The organism is Proteus terrae (assembly GCF_003144325.1).
Lineage (GTDB): Bacteria > Pseudomonadota > Gammaproteobacteria > Enterobacterales > Enterobacteriaceae > Proteus > Proteus terrae.
Map to the genome: position 1 here is coordinate 273,605 of NZ_PENS01000002.1, position 20,464 is coordinate 294,068.

At 39.0% G+C, this 20,464-nt stretch carries 15 protein-coding genes; 10 read left to right on the plus strand and 5 right to left on the minus strand.

The genetic code is table 11. From position 1 onward, the window contains the following. Positions 1-295: 295 nt before the first annotated feature. The 5 genes from sgrR to leuA form a co-directional block, all read right to left on the minus strand. Complete coding sequence (gene sgrR, locus DK857_RS03170) at positions 296-1,975, minus strand: HTH-type transcriptional regulator SgrR (protein WP_109401531.1); 1,680 nt, start codon at positions 1,973-1,975, stop codon at positions 296-298. 291 nt (positions 1,976-2,266) lie between these two features. Beyond that, positions 2,267-2,872 carry a 3-isopropylmalate dehydratase small subunit gene (leuD, locus tag DK857_RS03175; protein WP_088494910.1) on the minus strand — a complete coding sequence of 202 codons (606 nt, stop codon included), beginning with the start codon at positions 2,870-2,872 and terminating at the stop codon, positions 2,267-2,269. 8 nt (positions 2,873-2,880) lie between these two features. Then, entirely contained in the window at positions 2,881-4,290 is a 1,410-nt protein-coding gene (gene leuC / locus DK857_RS03180; RefSeq protein WP_109401532.1) for a 3-isopropylmalate dehydratase large subunit, read from the minus strand. 1 nt (position 4,291) lies between these two features. After that, the gene (gene leuB, locus DK857_RS03185) at positions 4,292-5,383 is read right to left on the minus strand and encodes a 3-isopropylmalate dehydrogenase (RefSeq protein WP_109401533.1); all 1,092 of its coding nucleotides are present in this window, start codon (positions 5,381-5,383) and stop codon (positions 4,292-4,294) included. 2 nt (positions 5,384-5,385) lie between these two features. After that, on the minus strand, positions 5,386-6,945 hold the full coding sequence (leuA, locus tag DK857_RS03190; RefSeq protein WP_109392855.1) for a 2-isopropylmalate synthase: 1,560 nt from the start codon (positions 6,943-6,945) through the stop codon (positions 5,386-5,388). 869 nt (positions 6,946-7,814) lie between these two features. Between leuA and leuO the strand changes: the two genes are divergently transcribed. From leuO to mraY, 10 genes are all read left to right on the plus strand, one after another. After that, positions 7,815-8,759, plus strand: coding sequence for a transcriptional regulator LeuO (gene leuO, locus DK857_RS03200; protein WP_109392856.1), 945 nt, complete (start codon positions 7,815-7,817; stop codon positions 8,757-8,759). 519 nt (positions 8,760-9,278) lie between these two features. After that, on the plus strand, positions 9,279-11,084 hold the full coding sequence (locus tag DK857_RS03205) for an AMP-dependent synthetase/ligase (RefSeq protein ID WP_109401534.1): 1,806 nt from the start codon (positions 9,279-9,281) through the stop codon (positions 11,082-11,084). Positions 11,085-11,307: 223 nt separating this feature from the next. Then, positions 11,308-12,315, plus strand: coding sequence for a catabolite repressor/activator (cra, locus tag DK857_RS03210; RefSeq protein WP_075670767.1), 1,008 nt, complete (start codon positions 11,308-11,310; stop codon positions 12,313-12,315). A 684-nt stretch (positions 12,316-12,999) separates the two neighbouring features. Continuing rightward, positions 13,000-13,458 carry a division/cell wall cluster transcriptional repressor MraZ gene (gene mraZ / locus DK857_RS03215; RefSeq protein WP_075670769.1) on the plus strand — a complete coding sequence of 153 codons (459 nt, stop codon included), beginning with the start codon at positions 13,000-13,002 and terminating at the stop codon, positions 13,456-13,458. 3 nt (positions 13,459-13,461) lie between these two features. Beyond that, positions 13,462-14,409: a 16S rRNA (cytosine(1402)-N(4))-methyltransferase RsmH gene (rsmH, locus tag DK857_RS03220; protein ID WP_098942181.1), complete on the plus strand. Its 948-nt coding sequence runs from the start codon at positions 13,462-13,464 to the stop codon at positions 14,407-14,409. Next, positions 14,410-14,727, plus strand: coding sequence for a cell division protein FtsL (ftsL, locus tag DK857_RS19465; protein WP_023581490.1), 318 nt, complete (start codon positions 14,410-14,412; stop codon positions 14,725-14,727). A gap of 11 nt (positions 14,728-14,738) precedes the next feature. Next, the gene (ftsI, locus tag DK857_RS03230; protein WP_109392858.1) at positions 14,739-16,535 is read left to right on the plus strand and encodes a peptidoglycan glycosyltransferase FtsI; all 1,797 of its coding nucleotides are present in this window, start codon (positions 14,739-14,741) and stop codon (positions 16,533-16,535) included. Next, the gene (murE, locus tag DK857_RS03235) at positions 16,522-18,009 is read left to right on the plus strand and encodes a UDP-N-acetylmuramoyl-L-alanyl-D-glutamate--2,6-diaminopimelate ligase (protein WP_109392859.1); all 1,488 of its coding nucleotides are present in this window, start codon (positions 16,522-16,524) and stop codon (positions 18,007-18,009) included. The genes ftsI and murE overlap by 14 nt, the downstream gene beginning before the upstream one ends. Further along, positions 18,006-19,388, plus strand: a complete 1,383-nt coding sequence (gene murF, locus DK857_RS03240) for a UDP-N-acetylmuramoyl-tripeptide--D-alanyl-D-alanine ligase (RefSeq protein WP_109401535.1) — start codon at positions 18,006-18,008, stop codon at positions 19,386-19,388. The genes murE and murF overlap by 4 nt, the downstream gene beginning before the upstream one ends. Continuing rightward, positions 19,382-20,464, plus strand: coding sequence for a phospho-N-acetylmuramoyl-pentapeptide-transferase (mraY, locus tag DK857_RS03245; RefSeq protein ID WP_023581493.1), 1,083 nt, complete (start codon positions 19,382-19,384; stop codon positions 20,462-20,464). Before murF ends, mraY begins: the two co-directional genes overlap by 7 nt.

Genomic DNA, 20,464 nt, shown 5'->3' on the forward strand with positions numbered 1-20,464 from the left:
TTATTTTTTGTACGATTTAAGCGAGAGGGTCTTTTAATTGTTTTATCCAATCGCTGAAATAGGCATTAAAATTTGGCTACTAATTTGAATTATAAGTGATATTTTAAAAATTGTATCAACAGCCTTTCTAACAATACAAAAACTATACCCTGATTATCTCACTCTTTTTCACATAGATATCCACAGAAAAAGTGAATAAATCCCCTAAGTGTTTATGTGGGTGTTTATAACTTTCAAGGTTTCTGTGAATTAACATAAATAATGGTTAATTTGAACACTGAAAAGAGACGATAACCTATTTTAGCTTTGGTGTATCGATATCAGGCGTAAACCATGCTGATTTAAAATCAAACCAGCCAAAGGTATTCATTTTGACACCTCGTATAGTTCTCTGCCCTTGTAGCTCTAATAAATGATGAAATAGAGGATAAAGCCAAATATCTTGTGTTAATTGGCGACACCACTCTTCCAGTGGCAAGGATTTTTGGTGCCATAGTGTGAGCTCTTGTGAAAACGATGCTCCCAGACATTGGTGAAAGAGGGGTAATTCATAAAGTGCGGCAAAAATTGAGAACTCTAAAGGTTTATAAAAATTTACTGTCGCTAACCAAATATCACTGTCAGCTTGACCGTAATACCATTGTTCATAGTCAAGCACTTGAATGGTAAGTTCGATCTCATACTGAGATAAAATACTTTTTATTAAATCTGCAATAGTGCTGTATTCATGATGCTCTTTATAAAGAGTGACTGTCAGTTTTGTTAATGAAGCCGGTTTGGGATGTTGGCGGATTAATTTACTGTGATGCCAATGAAGTAATAACCCATAAGCAGGAGACCAATGGCGTTGATAGAAAGGATCACAATGCGTCAGCATATTAACAGGGGTTAACACACTGCTTAACCATTCCCTTATTTCAGTCTGTTGACACTGCTTTGAGCGACTATCATAGAGCAGAAAATAACACCCTTCCTCTTTACGGCTTTCTAGCGAATCTTTATTGGTATCATCATCTGTTAAATGAATAGTTGAACAGACCATTTTGTTATTCAGTTCTGGAACTACCCAAATATCAATTTCATCTAATAATGCCCGTAAGCCAAAATAGCGATTAAAGGCTTTGATTTGTAGCTTATGTTTATCATTGGCTATAACCTGATAGGCACCCGTACCAATAGGATGTTGTGCAAAAGAAGGGAGTGATGCCCATTCTTGCGGTAAAATAACAGCTTGTGGACTCCCTAATAACGTTGCAAATTGCTTATCAGCTTCGCTTAAGAAAATATCCAGCACATAAGGTTGAGGTGAGGAAATTTGTTCTATATGCGCATAAAGAAGATTGCAGTGTTTCATTCTCATTAAAGAAGCACTGATATCTTCAAGGGTGAGCTCACGACCATGATGGAAATAGATAGAAGGACGCAAATAAAACCGCCAATGTTGCTCTGTGATCATTTGCCAATGATGAGCTAACTCGGCTTCGACTTCCCCATTTTCCTCTTTTAGATGCACTAATGAGTTAAATATCTGACTCATTAAATGCAATTCAGAACGTCTTAATGGTGTTCCCGGTAATAAATTTCTAAAAGGACGATAGTAAATAATGCGCAGTAATTGTTGACCAGGATGAAAGCTTTTTTCAATCTGTGAAAGCACCATTTGGCGCACTGAATCTTTATCACCCATTAACGCGACAAGCTTTTCAATATCATTCTCTGCTATCAGTCTTTCAGCGCGATTTTGTTGGATCTCAAGTGCATTAGAGTGAAAAATAAGCGTGGATTTTTTACCTCGACCAACTTCTGCTTGCCAATTTATCCAACCTATTTCTTGCATCTTATTTAATAAAGAGCGGACATGACGACGAGTGCAATGCAGGGTTTGTGCTAATTCTTGTAATGTTGTTTCGGTTGCTTTTCCCTGAAAGGCTTGCCATAAGCGAATAAATTGTAATTCTAAGCGGGGTGAGGTCATAAAAGAGGAAATCCCTTGATAAAGTGATCAATTTTAATTTCCTTATATTAGACCCATAATGATTGCGTTTAAAGTTAGCTCTCATGTTAGTTATCACAAATTACGAATACTGACAGACTCCCCCATTTGAGCATTCGGTGATTACCGGCCAGTGATGATTGATCACTGGCTTTTTTTATTGGTTATTTATAAGAAGGGTTTTGTTGGGACAAAAAAAGCCGTAAACGAATTTACGGCAAGAATGACAAAGTAAACATCACAGAAAGTAGAAGAAGGTGAAAATTGTTCTAATTAGCGCATAAAGGCAGGTTGTTTTGCCTCGTAAGCACTAATATCATCTTGGTGTTGCAGTGTTAATCCAATGCTGTCTAATCCTTCAATCATACAGTGACGGCGAAATGAGTCGATTTCAAAAGAGAAATGTAATTCACCCGCTCTGACCTCTTGTGCCACTAAATCTACGGTAATGGGGGTGCCTGCATGTTCTTTTACCCAATCAAATAATTGTGAGACTTCATCATCACTTAATTTGATTGGTAATAATTGATTGTTAAATGAATTCCCGTAAAAAATATCAGCAAAACTGGGTGCGATAACAGCGTGAAAACCATAATCAGTTAATGCCCAAGGTGCGTGTTCACGAGATGAGCCACAACCAAAGTTTTCTCGTGCCAATAAAATAGAAGCACCTTGGTAAATTGGCTGATTCAAAATAAACGCAGGATTAGGCTGAGTACCTTCATCATCCAAAAAACGCCAATCATGAAATAGATGCTTACCAAAGCCAGTACGCGTTACTTTCTGTAAAAATTGCTTAGGAATAATGGCGTCGGTATCCACATTTGCTGCATCTAAAGGAACCGCAATACCCGTGTGTTGAGTAAATTTATTCATCATGTTCTCCTTTAAGATGCCACTGCAAATGTACGAATATCTGCAAAATGACCATTAATCGCTGCTGCTGCCGCCATTGCAGGACTAACTAAGTGTGTTCGACCTCCACGACCTTGGCGGCCTTCAAAGTTACGATTGCTGGTGGATGCGCAACGTTCGCCCGGATTTAATCGGTCGTTATTCATCGCTAAACACATTGAACAGCCCGGTAAACGCCATTCAAAACCTGCTTCAATAAAGATTTTATCTAAGCCTTCTGCTTCAGCTTGTGCTTTAACAGGGCCTGAACCCGGAACTACAATCGCCTGAACATGAGAGGCAACTTTATGGCCTTTTGCGATTTCAGCGGCCGCTCGTAAATCTTCAATACGTGAGTTTGTACAAGAGCCAATAAAGACTTTATCGATAGCAACATCTGTTAAGTTGACACCTTCATTTAATCCCATATAAGCCAAGGCTTTTTCAGCAGAAGCGCGTTCTACAGGATCGTTAAAGCTATTTAATAACGGGACTATTTGGTCAATAGCAATAACTTGCCCAGGATTGGTACCCCATGTGACTTGTGGCGCAATATCAGCAGCATTAATAGTGACTGTGGCATCAAAAGTTGCATCATCGTCAGACTTTAAGGTTCTCCAATAAGCGACAGCTTCATCCCAAGATTGATCTTTAGGTGCAAATTGACGCCCTTTTAAGTAGTCAAAAGTGGTGTCATCAGGTGCGACTAAGCCTGCTTTAGCCCCCATTTCAATCGCCATATTGCATAAAGTCATTCGACCTTCCATGCTTAATGCTTCAATGGCTTCACCCGCAAATTCAACGATATAGCCCGTACCACCTGCACTACCTAATTTGCCGATAATGGCTAATACGATATCTTTCGCAGTGATCCCAATAGCGGTTTTACCCTGAACTTCAATTTTTAATGTTTTAGCGCGAGACTGTTTTAAGGTCTGAGTTGCTAAAACATGTTCGACTTCTGAAGTTCCGATCCCAAAAGCTAATGAACCAAAGGCACCATGAGTTGCAGTATGTGAGTCACCACAAACAATGGTCATTCCCGGTAAGGTTAAGCCTTGCTCTGGCCCCATTACGTGAACAATCCCTTGATAAGGATGATTTAAGTCATACAGCGTCACGCCAAATTCTTGGCAATTTTTCATCAACTCTTGCATTTGAATTCTCGCCATATCACCGCAAGCATTAATATCTTTAGTTTGTGTTGATACGTTGTGATCCATTGTTGCAAAGGTTTTATTCGGTTGACGAACAGGGCGACCTTTTGTTCTTAATCCATCAAAGGCTTGAGGTGATGTCACTTCATGCACTAAATGTCTATCGATATACAAAATGGGTGTTTCATCACTCACTTCTCTGACAACATGTGCATCATAAATTTTTTGATATAATGTTTTACCCATGTTATGCCCCTTCACGAATATACTGAGCGATACGATCACCCATTTCGGCAGTTGTGATTGCGTTGCCATCACCCGCTAAATCTGCAGTGCGATAGCCTTTTGCTAATACTTGTGTGATAGCATCTTCAATGGCTTGAGCTGCATTATCTTCATTAAAGCTATAGCGTAATAACAGTGCAGCAGACAGAATTTGTGCAATAGGATTAGCAATGTTTTTACCTGCTATATCAGGCGCAGAGCCTCCTGCGGGTTCATATAAACCAAAGTGCTCTTCGTTAACACTGGCAGATGGCAACATTCCCATTGAGCCTGTGATCATTGCGCATTCATCAGATAAAATATCGCCAAAAATATTAGAGCACAGCAATACATCAAACTGAGATGGATCTTTAATTAACTGCATTGTCGCGTTATCGATATACATATGTTGAATTTCAACATCGGGATATTCTTTTGCTATCCCAGTGACAACTTCACGCCATAAAATAGAGCTTTGTAATACGTTAGCTTTATCAATAGAGGTTACTTTATGACGGCGTTTACGTGCCGACTCAAACGCAAAGCGTGCAATACGTTCAATCTCATAACGATGATAAACTTCAGTATCAAAAGCACGCTCTTGTGCACCTTCACCTTCACGACCTTTAGGCTGACCGAAGTAGATACCGCCTGTTAATTCACGTACACATAAAATATCAAAACCACGCTGGGCGATATCAGCACGTAATGGGCAGTAGGCTTCTAAGCCTTCATATAAGCGTGCAGGGCGTAAATTACAGAACAATTTAAAATGCTTGCGTAATGGCAATAAAGCACCGCGTTCTGGCTGTTCATTTGCAGGTAAATGTTCCCATTTAGGGCCACCGACAGAACCAAATAAAATCGCATCAGCTTGTTCACAACCTGCTAAGGTATCTACTGGCAACGGTGTGCCATGATTATCAATGGCAATGCCACCGATATCGTATTCTTTTGTTGTGATATTAAGTGAGAAACGCTCACTGATCGCCTTCATCACTTTTTGTGCTTGAGCCATGACTTCAGGGCCAATACCATCTCCGGGTAATACTGCAATATGATAATTTTTTGACATAATTAAACCGCTTCTTGTGTTGTATGTTGTTTGCGTTTTTCTATTTCGACTTGCTCTGAGCGCCAAATGCTATTGATAACGTGGATCATGGCATTCGCGGATGAACCTACGATGTCAGTTTCTAAACCCATTCCATGAAATTTACGGCCTTGATATTCAACAACGATGTCAACTTGTCCTAAAGCGTCTCTACCTTCACCTTTAGCGGTTAATTGGTAAGTGACTAATTTTAATGGATAACCTGTTGCACGGGAGATGGCTTGATAAACTGCATCAACGGGACCATTACCGGTTGCTGCTTCAGTAATTTCTTTATTACCATGAGTAATACTGACACTTGCGGTAGCAACGGTTGATGAACCAGATTGAGTATTAAAATAGTTCATTACAAACTCATCAGGCTCTTGTTGCTGTTGTCCCATAAATGCTAAAGCTTCCAAATCGTAATCAAAGACTTGGCCTTTTTTATCGGCTAAACGTAAGAAGGCCGAATATAAAGTATCCAAGTTATAATCTGTTTCGCGATAACCCATCTCTTCCATTCGGTGTTTAACTGCAGCACGGCCTGAGCGAGAAGTTAAATTCAATTGCACTTCTTTTAATCCGATAGATTCCGGTGTCATGATTTCGTAGGTTTCACGATTTTTCAAAACGCCATCTTGGTGAATACCTGATGAATGCGCGAATGCATTTGAGCCAACAACAGATTTATTAGCATGAATTGGCGTATTACATAATTGGCTGACTAATTGACTGGTACGATAAATTTCTTTGTGATTAATTCGTGTTTGAACATTCATCATTTGTTCACGGACTTTTATCGCCATAATGACTTCTTCTAATGCACAGTTGCCTGCGCGCTCGCCTAAGCCATTAATTGTCCCTTCTACTTGTCTTGCACCTGCTTGTACTGCGGTAATTGAGTTAGCAACTGCCATACCCAAATCGTCATGACAGTGAACAGAAATAATGGCTTTATCAATATTGGGAACACGCTCAAACAAGTTGGTGATAATGCCACCAAATTGATAAGGTGTTGTATAACCTACGGTATCTGGAATATTAATAGTGGTTGCGCCAGCATTAATTGCGCTTTCAACAATTCGACATAAATTATCGATATGAGTACGACCTGCATCTTCGCAAGAGAATTCCACGTCATCGGTGTAGCGACGTGCGCGCTTTATCGAATTCACGCCCATTTCAATAATATCTTCGAATGATTTTTTTAATTTGTGTTCAGCATGCAATGCTGAGGTTGCCAAGAATACGTGGATACGAAAAGCTTCAGCGACTTTTAAAGACTCTGCTGCAACATCAATATCGTTATCAACACAGCGTGCTAGTGCACAAATGCGGCTATTTTTGATTTCTCGTGCAATGGTTTGTACAGATTCAAAATCACCAGGAGAAGAAACAGGAAAGCCCGCTTCAATGATATCCACACCTAAACGCTCTAAAGCGTAAGCAATTTGTAGCTTCTCTTTTACGCTTAAGCTCGCCTGCAATGCTTGTTCGCCATCTCTCAATGTGGTATCAAAAATAATCACGTCGTTGCTCATAATCTGTTCCTTTCTCTTTTTATTTGCTGTTTGCGCTCTCCCAGGTATAAAAAAACCCGCGACTAGCGCGGGTTTTCTCTCTAAGGGCAGGTGTGTTTCACTTTTTACCCATAAGCCGACCGCGCATAAAAGTTGCGAGTAGTAGTAGGCTTGATAGTAAAATTGCGTTTAACATGAAACATCCTTAGATAAGTTCTCAATAATCTGTATTTATTGATACCTAATACCAATAAAGATGTCAAGCGTTGGAATTTATTAATTTATTTATCAGTGTTATTTATAAAATTTATATAGTGATTCTGACTAATATCTAAATTTTTACTAATGATTATAACTATTAAGTATTCATTGATTGGGTTAATGTTCCATACGTTGTTTGAAAAAGAGTGAAATGAAAAATTAAACGATTGTTTGCTTTTTTTTTAACCAGCTAGTTGAGAGAGAGAAAAGAGCCAGTTAGAGAAGGGATGATTGAGGAATGTGAGCAACGTTTTGAATGTAAGAATAAAAATCATTGTATTATTAATGATGATGGCTATCAGATACCTATTTTAGGAATGAAAGTACATTATTTTATTATGATTTTTATCATACTTTGTTTTATTATTTGCAAGGCAGAAGGTAAAACAGGTTGTAATATATATTGATATAATCATTTTCTATACATGTAATTTTAATGTCAAATTTCATCACTTATATGAAATACGTTTTTTTATTGATATGAAACTTATGTGTTTAGTTATATTCATGGATGATTAATAATAAATTTTAATAAATAGTTTAAGTAATAGTTGAAGCCTATCTATTATTAATAATATCTCGGTTAATAATATTTATTTTGCTATTATGATAACATAGTGGAGTAAGAAATGACGGATTACACATCAGCAACAGTTACCAGCAGAGAATCAACAGATATGCATTTACGTAATGTTGATCTTAATTTATTAACGGTATTTGATGCTGTTATGCAAATGCAAAATGTCACCCGTGCAGCGCAAGTTTTGGGCATGTCACAACCTGCAGTAAGTAATGCAGTATCTCGCCTTAAAATTATGTTTAATGACGAATTATTTGTTCGTTATGGACGAGGGATTCAGCCTACGTTAAGAGCTAAACAACTTTTTGGTCCAGTGAGACAAGCCTTACAATTGGTTCATAACGAGCTTCCAGGAGCAGGATTTGAACCAGAACAAAGTGAGCGTATATTTAATTTATCTATTTGTAGCCCTCTCGATATAAAATTAGCACCAAAAATAGTTGAACAAATTAAAAATGAAACACCTAATATTAACGTTAATATTAAATCTTATTTAAATAGCAATATAGAACACCAATTAAAATATCAAGAAGTTGAATTTTTTATTAGCTATAAGGAATTTGAAAAGTCTGAATTTCATTCACAACCACTATTTAATGATGAAGTTGTTTTGGTCGTTTCTAATAAACATCCTCGTATTAAAGAGAGTGTAACCCAAGAGATGTTATTAAATGAGCAACATTCCATTGTTTCTTTAGATGATATTGGTTCATTTAGTACATCTTATTATAAAAATACTCAATTGGAAGATTTAATCACTTATCAAGGAACCGATTTAAATAGTGTATTAAATATTGTTTCTAGAACTTATTTGGTTGCCATTGCACCAAAATGGTTAGTTGAGAGTTATTCTGAACAATTAGATATTAAAGCCGTGTCATTACCTTGGGAAAAAACAGAGCGTCCATGTTACTTGATTTGGCATGAGTCAACAGCGCGTGATAAAGGCCACTTATGGATGAAGAATTTATTAAGTGAAGTTTGTCAAAACTAGAGTGTTTTCGCTCATAATTAGTATTTATTACTAATTATGCAGAAATAGTGGCAGATAACGTTAGTTACTCAGCTAATGACCAAAATGGCGTTTATGCAGTTAGATAAACTAAATTAGATTGCTGTCACTATTTTTGCTCTTTCTTTGTAATAATGACTCTTATTTGTATTATTACTATGTTAAACCTATTTTTTACAATAATATCCCTCTCATTCTATTGTCATTGATTAAGTTATGACCATTACCCATTGTTATTTATCAGCTTTTCTTTTTAGCTTTTCATAAAAAATAAGATCATAAAATTTAATTACCTCACGGTGATGAGATAGGCTTTACTGACAAAACTTTTCATAACTCACAATTTTACAAATTTATGTAAAATTGAATTCCTTTATTTTGGCGGATCACTTAGACTTTTATCCGACTCAGCGAACAAGTGTAAGCTGAAATTGTAAGAGAGAGATTTTCTCCATTTCAGTTTCATAACACGGTCGCTTTTCCATAAATAGCAGGAAAATTATGATAACTAATAATAATCTTCATGATTATCATATAATTAGAAGATTGCAGATGCAGTTTTTGCACAGCGGGAATAAAATTGCTTATCGTCAGTGGGATGCTAAGCGCAATATCGAAATGTCATGGGAGTTGGTTGAAAAGAAAACACATGCGCTCTCAAATGCATTGTTAGAAATGGGTGTAAATGTCCAAGAAAACATTGGGATCTTTTCTCAAAATACCATTGATTGGTCTTTGGCTGATATTGCTTCTTTACAACTACGTGCAGTCACCGTTCCTCTTTATGCAACAAGTAGTGTTGAACAAGCCGCTTATATTTTAAATGATGCGAATATTCGTATTCTTTTTGTTGGCGACCAAAAGCAATACGATATTGTTTCTGAATTATTAGCGTTATGCCCTCAGCTTGAACATATTATTGTGTTTAACTCCGATGTTGTGTTAAACGAAAATACACCTTCATGCTATCTGGAAGATTTAATTAACCAGACACAATTTCAGTATGACGAAGTGTTAAAACAACGTATTAATGAATGCAGTTTAGATGACCTGTTTACTTTGATTTATACATCAGGAACAACAGGTGAACCTAAAGGCGTTATGCTTGATTATACGAGTTTGGCATCACAGCTTTATCTTCATGATGAGCGTCTATCATTATCTGATAAAGATGTTTCGCTCTGTTTTTTACCTCTTTCTCACGTTTTTGAACGCGCGTGGAGCTTCTATGTGATGCACACTGGTGCGGTTAACGTGTATTTAACAGATACTCATGCTGTGAAAGAGGCTATGAGTGCGGTTAAACCAACAGTGATGTGTGCTGTTCCTCGCTTTTATGAAAAAGTGTATAGCGCTATTCAAGAGAAAGTGTCTCAAGCTTCTGTGTTTCGTCAATTTATCTTTAAATGGGCGATAAAGCAGGGCGAAAAACAGCGTGAAGCACAACTGAATCAGCGTCAGCAAGGGTTTATTTCCCGCTTATGTTATCGCTTTGCAGATAAAAAAGTATTAAATCCATTGCGTCAAATCCTAGGTGGGCGTGTTCGCTTTTTACCAGCGGCAGGGGCTCGTTTAGATGATGCAGTGATACGTTTCTTCTTGGCTACCGGTATTAATATTAAATACGGCTATGGTATGACAGAAACCTGTGCCACAGTTTCATGCTGGGAAGAGAATAAATATAAGTTAGGCTCTATTGGTACACCATTGCCGGGCGTTGAAGTGCGTATTGGTGCGGAAAATGAAATCCAAGTACGTGGCAGCATTGTCATGAAAGGGTATTTCAATAAACCTGAAGATACGGCGGCTGCCTTTACAGAAGATGGTTGGTTACGTACTGGAGACGCAGGCGCACTTGATAGTGATGGCATGTTATTTATCACGGAACGTTTGAAGGATTTAATGAAAACGTCAAATGGTAAATATATTGCACCACAAATGATCGAAGGAACATTAGGGCAAGACCGTTTTATCGAGCATATTGCGGTGATTGCTGATACGCGTAAATTTGTTTCTGCACTTATCGTGCCTTGTTTTGATGCATTAGAAGAACATGCGCGTGTATTAAATTTAAAATATCAAGATCGTATGGAATTATTACGCCATACCAAAATTAAAGAGCTATTTGATGAGCGTTTACGTGAAATGCAAAAAAACTTTGCAGGTTTTCATCAAGTTAAGCGCTTTACTCTTCTTGCTGAAGGCTTTTCAATGGAATCTGGTGAGTTAACACCAACATTGAAACTTCGCCGTAAAATTATTTCTGAACGCTATCGAAACGAAATCGAATTAATGTATCAAGATTAATTTTAATTGATGAAAAAGCATCTAAATGGTGCTTTTTTCTTTTGAAATTACTTATTGATAGATAACGATGATTGAAATAATTGATAAAAGACATAAACGGAAACGTTGACGCATACGGTTTTATCAGTAAATTGTGTTAAAATGCAAAATCAGATCAGCATGATGACTGAAATTCATAGCAATATGTAATAAATAACACATTTAATAATTAAAAGAGGCTAATGTGAAACTGGATGAAATCGCCCGCTTGGCTGGTGTTTCACGAACAACAGCAAGTTATGTCATTAATGGTAAAGCTAAACAGTACCGTGTAAGTGACAAGACTGTTGAAAAAGTGATGGCGGTGGTCAGAGAGCATAATTACCACCCGAACGCTGTTGCCGCGGGATTACGTGCTGGTCGTACGCGTTCTATTGGTTTGGTTATTCCTGATTTGGAAAATACCAGTTATACCAGGATCGCAAATTACCTTGAACGACAAGCGCGTCAACGCGGTTATCAATTATTGATTGCCTGTTCAGAAGACCAACCAGACAACGAAATTCGTTGTGTTGAGCACTTACTGCAACGTCAAGTTGATGCCATTATTGTTTCAACAGCTTTGCCACCAGAGCATCCTTTCTATCAGCGTTGGGCTAATCGCTCATTACCGATTATTGCATTAGACCGAGCATTAGAAAGTGAGCATTTTATCAGTGTTGTTGGTGATGACTTAGAAGACGCCAAAATGTTGGCAACAGAACTAAAAGCATTCCCTTCGCAATCTGTACTCTATTTAGGCGCACTTCCTGAACTCTCTGTGAGTTTTTTACGTGAACAAGGTTTCCGTAATGTATGGAAAGATGATCCTAGAGAAGTTACCTACCTATATGCAAATAGCTATGAACGAGAAGCTGCTGCAGCTGCTTTTTCTGAATGGTTAAATAATAATCCAATGCCTGATGCATTATTCACGACTTCTTTTGCTTTATTACAAGGGGTTATGGATGTGACACTACAACGTAGTGGTCGTTTACCAACACAATTGGTTATTGCGACTTTCGGTGATCATGAGTTATTGGATTTCCTTGAGTGTCCTGTTTTATCTGTCGCTCAACGACATCGTGATATTGCAGAGCGTGTATTAGAACTTGTTCTTGCAAGTCTTGAAGAAGAACAAAAACCACAAGCGGGTATTACACGTATTCGTCGTGATTTATGCCGTCGAGGCAGCTTGGGACGTGCACGTTAATTGATGTCACTCTGTTGATAATTATCTGCATTTATACTCATCCCTGTTTTATTAAATTAAAACGGGGATGTTTTATTTGATTTAAGAATGTCGAATAGCTTAGAGAATATTAAATTTAAGATTAATCTTAAGCCTTTTTTTACTATTTCTCTCATTTTACTAAGTTAATAGATTAAATTTTGATATATCCATAAGTGATATTGCTTAAGTTTAATAAGTAATTAATTTTATTTTGGGAAGCTTAAGAAAAAAATAAATAACTATCTTCATGATATTGAATTATTTTTTTTCGTCTTGCTATTTTTATTTATATAAAAGCAACCCCAAATTATTATGTTGGCTAAAGGTAAATGAACTGCAATAAATTAGTTTTTTATAATAAAAATCATGATTTACTGATTATGATTTCTTTATCTGTTTTTCCTCCTTGTAATCGTTATAAATAATTACTTTTCGTGATTAAAAATAGAATTGGCAAAATAATCTCTATTAATCATAGTGTTAATATTTCTCTTTTTATTTTTGTCGATAATTTAAACATTTCGGTGTGCCTATCAAATTACTGTAAATATAAATAAAGCTTCCTATATCTGGCTTGACAACGTTTTCATACCATCCGTAAACTCTATTTGTGGGGATTTGTGGGATAATGTGGTGTAAATTACAAAGCTGGGGGTAATGAGGATGTTTCGTGGAGCAACACTCGTTAATCTTGACAGCAAAGGGCGAATAACAGTTCCTTCCCGTTATCGAACAACGCTGAGTGAGATTTCTGAAGGTCAAATGGTTTGTACCATAGATCTCAATCAACCGTGTTTATTGCTTTATACCCTTCCTGAATGGGAAAAGATTGAGTTAAAATTAGCGGCTTTGTCCTCCATGAACCCTGCGGAACGTCGAGTTCAACGTTTGTTATTAGGTCACGCCAGCGAATGCCAAATGGATAGCGCAGGACGTCTTTTGTTAGCTAGCACGCTAAGACAGCATGCGGGGCTAACAAAAGAGGTCATGTTAGTCGGTCAATTCAATAAATTTGAATTGTGGGATGAACAGGTCTGGTACAAACAGATCGAAAAAGACATTGTAGCCGAGCAAACCTCACAGGAACCGTTATCGACACGACTATTGGATTTATCACTTTAAATAATGACAACAAATAATTTTAGTCATACCAGTGTATTACTGGATGAAGCTGTGAATGGCCTGAATATCAAACCTTCAGGTATCTATATCGACGGAACATTTGGCCGTGGGGGGCATTCCCGTTTAATTTTATCTCAATTAGGTGAACAAGGTCGCTTGATTGCGATAGACAGAGATCCGCAAGCCATCGCAGTTGCTAATGAAATTGATGATGCTCGATTTTCTATTGTTCATGGGCCTTTTTCAAATATTGAACAGTATGTTAATGAGCTCGATTTAGCTGGAAAAATTGACGGTGTATTACTGGATTTAGGAGTTTCTTCTCCTCAACTTGATGATCCTGAACGTGGTTTCTCATTTATGCGTGATGGGCCTCTTGATATGCGTATGGACCCAACATCAGGGCAATCAGCTGCACAATGGCTGATGACAGCAGAAGAAGACGACATTACATGGGTATTGAAAACATTTGGTGAAGAACGCTTTGCTAAACGTATTGCTCGCGCCATTGTTGCTCGTAACAAAACAGAAGAGCCCTTGACTCGAACCAAGCAATTGGCGGATTTAATTAGCGATGCAAGCCCAGTAAAAGAGCGACATAAGCACCCAGCAACACGCAGTTTTCAGGCAATTCGCATCTATATCAATAGCGAGTTAGATGAAATTGAAAAAGCACTAAAAGGTGCCGTTTCTGTTTTAGCCCCAGAAGGGCGTTTGTCGGTAATTAGTTTCCATTCGTTGGAAGACCGATTAGTGAAGCGCTTTATTCGAGATGAGAGCAAAGGACCTGTTGTTCCAGCTGGTATTCCTCTCACAGAAGCGCAGATAAAAGAGTTAGGAAGTGCTCGCTTATCGAGTATTCACAAGATGAAACCGACTGGCGTGGAAGTTGAAGAGAATCCACGGGCACGAAGCTCTGTATTGCGTGTAGCACAACGTATTGAGGAATAAATGTCTACTGAACGACACTCACTACCGGGAGTTATAGGGCAGGATTTACTGCGTCATGGCAAATTACCTGTATGTTTACTGATTGCTGTGATCATTTCTGCGGTGTATGTCGTGACGACAGCACATAAGACACGTTTATTGACAGCAGAGAAAGAGCGTTTAGTGCTGGAAAAAAACGTATTGGAGATCGAATGGCGCAATCTCATTCTTGAAGAAAACGCTCTGGCAGACCATAGCCGAGTAGAGCGTTTTTCAAGTGATAGTTTGGGCATGATCCATGTCGACCCAACAAAAGAGAACATCGTGGTTACTAAATAATTAAGGCAAGTATGAAATTTTCACGTTCGGCAAAAGCGAAAGCAAAGACAAAGTCAAATGCCAAACTACGCAAACCTGAAGAAAAAACAGGATTTGTGAGTTGGCGTTTTGCGTTGCTTTGCGGTGGCATTGGTATCGCTTTAGCTTCGCTATTAATTCGTGTTGCCTATTTACAGATTATTAATCCCGATCCCCTTATTCGTGAAGGGGATATGCGTTCTTTACGGGTGCAAAAAGTACCAACGGCAAGAGGCATGATCAGCGATAGAATGGGGCGACCTCTTGCTGTCAGTGTGCCTGTTTATGCTATTTGGGCTGATCCTAAAGTTGTATTAGATGCAAATCCTGATATGACGGATTCTCGTTGGTTAGCACTTGCTGATGCACTGAAAATGCCAGTGAATCAAATTGAGCAAAAAATTGTCACAACGCCTTCTGCTCGCTTTATCTATTTGGCTCGCCAGGTGAATCCTGAAATTAGTGATTACATTAGCAAACTAAAAATCACTGGGATTAATATGCGTCAAGAATCAAAACGCTATTATCCGTCAGGTGAAGTCACTGCTCACATCATCGGCGTAACAAATATTGATGGTGATGGCATTGAAGGTGTTGAAAAAAGCTTTAATCAGTGGCTGACAGGTGCTCCCGGTGAGCGTGTTGTTCGCAAAGATGGTTTTAACCGAGTTATCGAGAACATCGCTCAAACAGATAGCCAAGCTGCTCATAACCTGATGTTAAGTATCGATGAACGTTTACAATCTGTGGTTTATCGTGAATTAACTAATGCGGTTATTAAGAATAAAGCAGAGTCAGGAACCGCTGTTTTAGTTGATGTAAATACCGGTGAAGTGCTGGCGATGGCAAACAGCCCATCGTATAACCCAAATAATTTAACAGGTACACCTAAAGACGCGATGCGCAATCGTGCTATCACCGATATTTTTGAACCAGGTTCTACCGTAAAACCGATGGTTGTGATGAGTGCTCTTCACAATCATATTATTAAAGAAAATAGTGTTGTGAATACTGTTCCTTATCGTATTAATGGACATCAAATCAAAGATGTAGGGCGATATAGTGAGTTATCGATAACAGGAATATTACAGAAATCGAGTAACGTTGGTGTTTCACGACTGGCGTTAGCGATGCCTGCATCTGAACTTGTGGATGTATATTCACGATTTGGATTCGGGAAGCCAACCAACTTGGGGCTGGTTGGCGAAAGTAGTGGCATATTTCCAATAAAAAAACAACGGTGGTCCGATCTTGAAAGGGCCACCTTCTCATTCGGATATGGGCTAATGGTAACACCGTTACAGTTGGCGCGTGTCTATGCAACGATTGGTAGTTTTGGCATTTATCGTCCTCTCTCTATTACAAAAGTTGATCCTCCTGTACCAGGAACACGTGTCTTCCCAGAACCTGTGATGAAAACTGTCGTGCATATGATGGAAAGCGTTGCATTGCCCGGTGGTGGTGGTGTGAGTGCGGCAATTAAAGGTTATCGTGTTGCGATTAAAACAGGGACAGCGAAAAAAGTAGGGCCTGACGGAAAATATATCAATCAATATATTTCTTATGCGGCGGGTGTCGCACCTGCAAGTAGTCCTCGCTTTGCGTTGGTTGTGATAATCAATGAACCTAAAGCAGGTAAGTACTATGGAGGCGCAGTATCCGCACCGGTGTTTGGTACAATCATGGGCGCAGTTTTACGTACAATGAACGTAGAACCTGATGCATTGACGCCAGACGATAAAAATGAATTTGTAATTAAAAAAGAAGAGGATACAAGTGGCCGATCCTAATTTAAGTGACCTATTAGGGGCACTCGGGATACAAGCACCGTCATTGATGCTCAAAGACATGACACTCGACAGCCGAAAAGCGGCGAGCGGTGATCTTTTTATCGCCATTAAAGGTCATGAAACTGATGGTAGACGCTATATTCCTCAAGCAATTGCTCAGGGTGTTTCTGCGGTATTAGCGGAAGCACAAGATGTTGCAACGCATGGTGAAATCCGTGAAAGTCACGGTATTCCAGTTATTTATATTAATAATCTTAATGCAGAGCTATCAAAATTAGCTGGGCATTTCTATCATCAGCCTGCGGAAAAACTGAAACTGATTGGTGTTACTGGGACTAACGGAAAAACGACAACAACACAATTGTTAGCACAGTGGGCACAAGGTTTGGGTGAAACCAGTGCTGTGATGGGAACAGTAGGTAACGGACTTTTAGGTCATGTTGTTCCTGCGATGAACACCACCGGATCAGCGGTTGATATTCAATTAGAGTTACAACAATTATTAAATCAAGGTGCGACATTGACGGCTATGGAAGTTTCTTCTCATGGTTTAGTTCAAGGTCGTGTCAGTGCGTTGCCTTTTGTGGCGAGTGTATTTACGAATTTAAGCCGAGATCATCTTGATTATCATGGTGATATGGCAAATTACGAAGAAGCAAAATGGTTACTGTTTTCCACGCATCAAAGTGGTGAGAAAATCATCAATGCAGATGATGCTGTTGGTCTAAAATGGCTGTCTCGTTTACCTGATGCTGTTGCAGTAACAATGGAAAATAAATTGCCACAAAATTGGCAAGGCCGTTTTGTTAAAACAACCCATATTAATTATCACGACGCAGGCGCAACCATTCACTTTAGTTCTAGCTGGGGTGATGGTGAAATTGAAAGCCCACTAATGGGGGCTTTTAATGTCAGTAACCTCTTGTGTGCTTTAGCAACATTATTGGCATTAGGATACCCATTAAGTGCTGTGATTAATGCTTCATCTGCACTCACACCTGTTTGTGGTCGCATGGAAGTGTTTAGCGCGGATAATCGTCCTACAGTTATTGTCGATTATGCTCATACTCCAGATGCTTTAGAGAAGGCTCTTCAAGCTGCTCGTTTACACTGCACAGGTAAGCTTTGGTGTGTATTTGGTTGTGGCGGAGATAGAGATAAAGGTAAGCGCCCACTAATGGGTGCGGTCGCAGAAGAGCTGGCTGATAAAGTTATCATCACTGATGACAACCCGCGTAGCGAAGAGCCTCAAGAGATTATCCAAGATATTCTTTCAGGCTTAATGGATCCGGGGCGTGCGATTGCTATTGAAGGCCGTGCTGAAGCAGTCACTAACGTGATTATGCAAGCAGATGCCAATGATATGATTTTAGTCGCAGGTAAAGGGCATGAAGATTATCAGTTGGTTGGCTCTCGTCGTCTTGATTATTCAGATAGATTAACCGTTGCTCGGTTATTGGGGGTGATGGCATGATCCCTCTATCTTTAGAAAATATTGCACAAGTTACCAAAGGCACATTGAGCCATATCGCTCAAAGCCAAGTGGATCAACTTATCATCAAATCGATTTCAACGGATAGCCGTAAAATTGATGGAGATTGCCTGTTTATTGCATTAGCGGGTGAGCGTTTTGATGCTCATGATTTTATTGCTGATGTAAAAGAAAAGGGCGCTGTCGCAGTTTTAGTTAATCGTGAGATTGATGTTGATTGCCCGCAAATCATTGTGAAAGATACCCATCTCGCAATGGGGGAAATAGCAACACATATTCGCTCGCTAAGTCATGCTAAGATTGTTGCGCTGACAGGCTCTTCTGGAAAAACTTCCGTTAAAGAGATGACCGCTTCTATTTTGCGTCACTGCGGTGAAACCTTATATACGCATGGCAATTTAAATAACGATATTGGCGTACCTTTAACGCTTTTTCGTTTAACACCTGAACACCGTTTTGCAGTTATCGAATTGGGTGCAAACCATATCGGTGAAATCGCCTATACCGTAAATATGGTAAAACCAGATGTAGCATTGGTAAACAACCTCTTTTCTGCACATATTGAAGGTTTCGGCTCACTGGAAGGTATTGCTCAAGCTAAAGGCGAAATCTTTTCGCACTTAAAAGAGCAAGGTACAGCCATTATTAATCTTGATAGTAATGACTTACCTCTGTGGCAACATCATTTAAATGCGCGCCAAACACAATGGTCGTTCTCTTTATCCGCACAAAGCAACGCAGATTTTTATCCTACAGATATCGTTGTTAAGCAATTCATTACAAATTTCACCTTACACACACCAGAAGGTTGTGTTGATGTCACTCTTCCATTGCCGGGGCGCCATAATATTGCGAATGCGTTAGCTGCAAGTGCACTTGCGTTATCTGCTGGGGCAACGCTTGAAGATATTCGCCTTGGCTTATCGACATTAAAAGCGGTACCAGGAAGATTGTATCCTGTTGAGTTAACTTCAGGAAAGATGGTGTTAGATGACACTTACAATGCGAATGATGGTTCGATGATTGCGGGCTTACAAGTGCTCTCTCAATTACCGGGATATAAAATTTTTGTCGCTGGGGATATGGCTGAATTAGGTAAAGATTCAGAAAAATGCCATCGCGATGTTGGTCGTTTTGCTCACAGTGTTGGTATTGATAGTGTCTTTACTGTTGGGCATCACAGTCATTTTATTAGTGATGAAAATCAAGGTGGTCAGCATTTTGCATTTAAAGCCGACTTACTTGCTCAATTAATTCCATTATTACAGCAGCATGATGTTGTTTCAGTTTTAGTAAAAGGTTCACGAAGCTCCGCGATGGAAGATATCGTGAACGCATTAAAGGAGTGCTTTGAATGTTAGTTTGGCTAGCCGAATATTTGGTTAAATATCATACATTTTTTAATGTGTTTTCTTATCTGACATTCAGGGCGATTGTTGGTTTATTGACGGCATTAATTATTGCTTTGTGGATGGGGCCTCATCTCATCGCATGGTTACAAAAAATGCAGATTGGACAAGTGGTTCGTAGTGAAGGACCTGAGTCGCACTTTAGTAAACGTGGTACACCAACAATGGGCGGGATTATGATCCTGTTCTCTATCTCCATCTCTACACTATTATGGGCAAGATTAGATAACCCTTACGTTTGGTGTGTATTGCTGGTTTTAATTGGCTACGGCGTAATTGGGTTTGTTGATGATTATCGCAAAGTTGTTCGTAAAGATACCAAAGGCTTAATCGCACGTTGGAAATATTTCTGGCAATCCGTATTAGCACTTGTTGTGGCATTTAGTATGTATGCCATTGGCAAAGATACACCAGCAACACAGTTAGTCGTTCCATTCTTTAAAGATGTCATGCCTCAATTAGGCATGCTTTATATTTTACTGGCTTATTTCGTCATTGTGGGAACAAGTAACGCCGTTAACTTAACGGATGGTTTAGATGGTTTAGCCATTATGCCAACTGTTTTTGTTGCCGCTGGTTTTGCATTAGTCGCATGGGCGACAGGTAACGTTAATTTTGCAAGCTACTTAAAAATTCCTTACTTGATGCATGCGGGTGAATTAGTGATTGTCTGTACCGCTATCGTTGGTGCGGGCTTAGGCTTCCTTTGGTTTAATACTTACCCAGCTCAAGTATTTATGGGTGATGTAGGCTCTCTTGCCTTAGGTGGTGCATTAGGAACGATTGCGGTGTTATTACGCCAAGAATTCTTATTAGTCATTATGGGCGGTGTGTTCGTAGTTGAAACACTCTCCGTTATTTTACAAGTCGGCTCATTTAAGTTGCGTGGTCAGCGTATTTTCCGTATGGCTCCAATTCATCACCATTATGAATTAAAAGGCTGGCCTGAACCTCGTGTTATTGTCCGTTTCTGGATCATCTCACTGATGTTAGTGCTTATTGGTCTGGCGACATTAAAGGTACGTTAA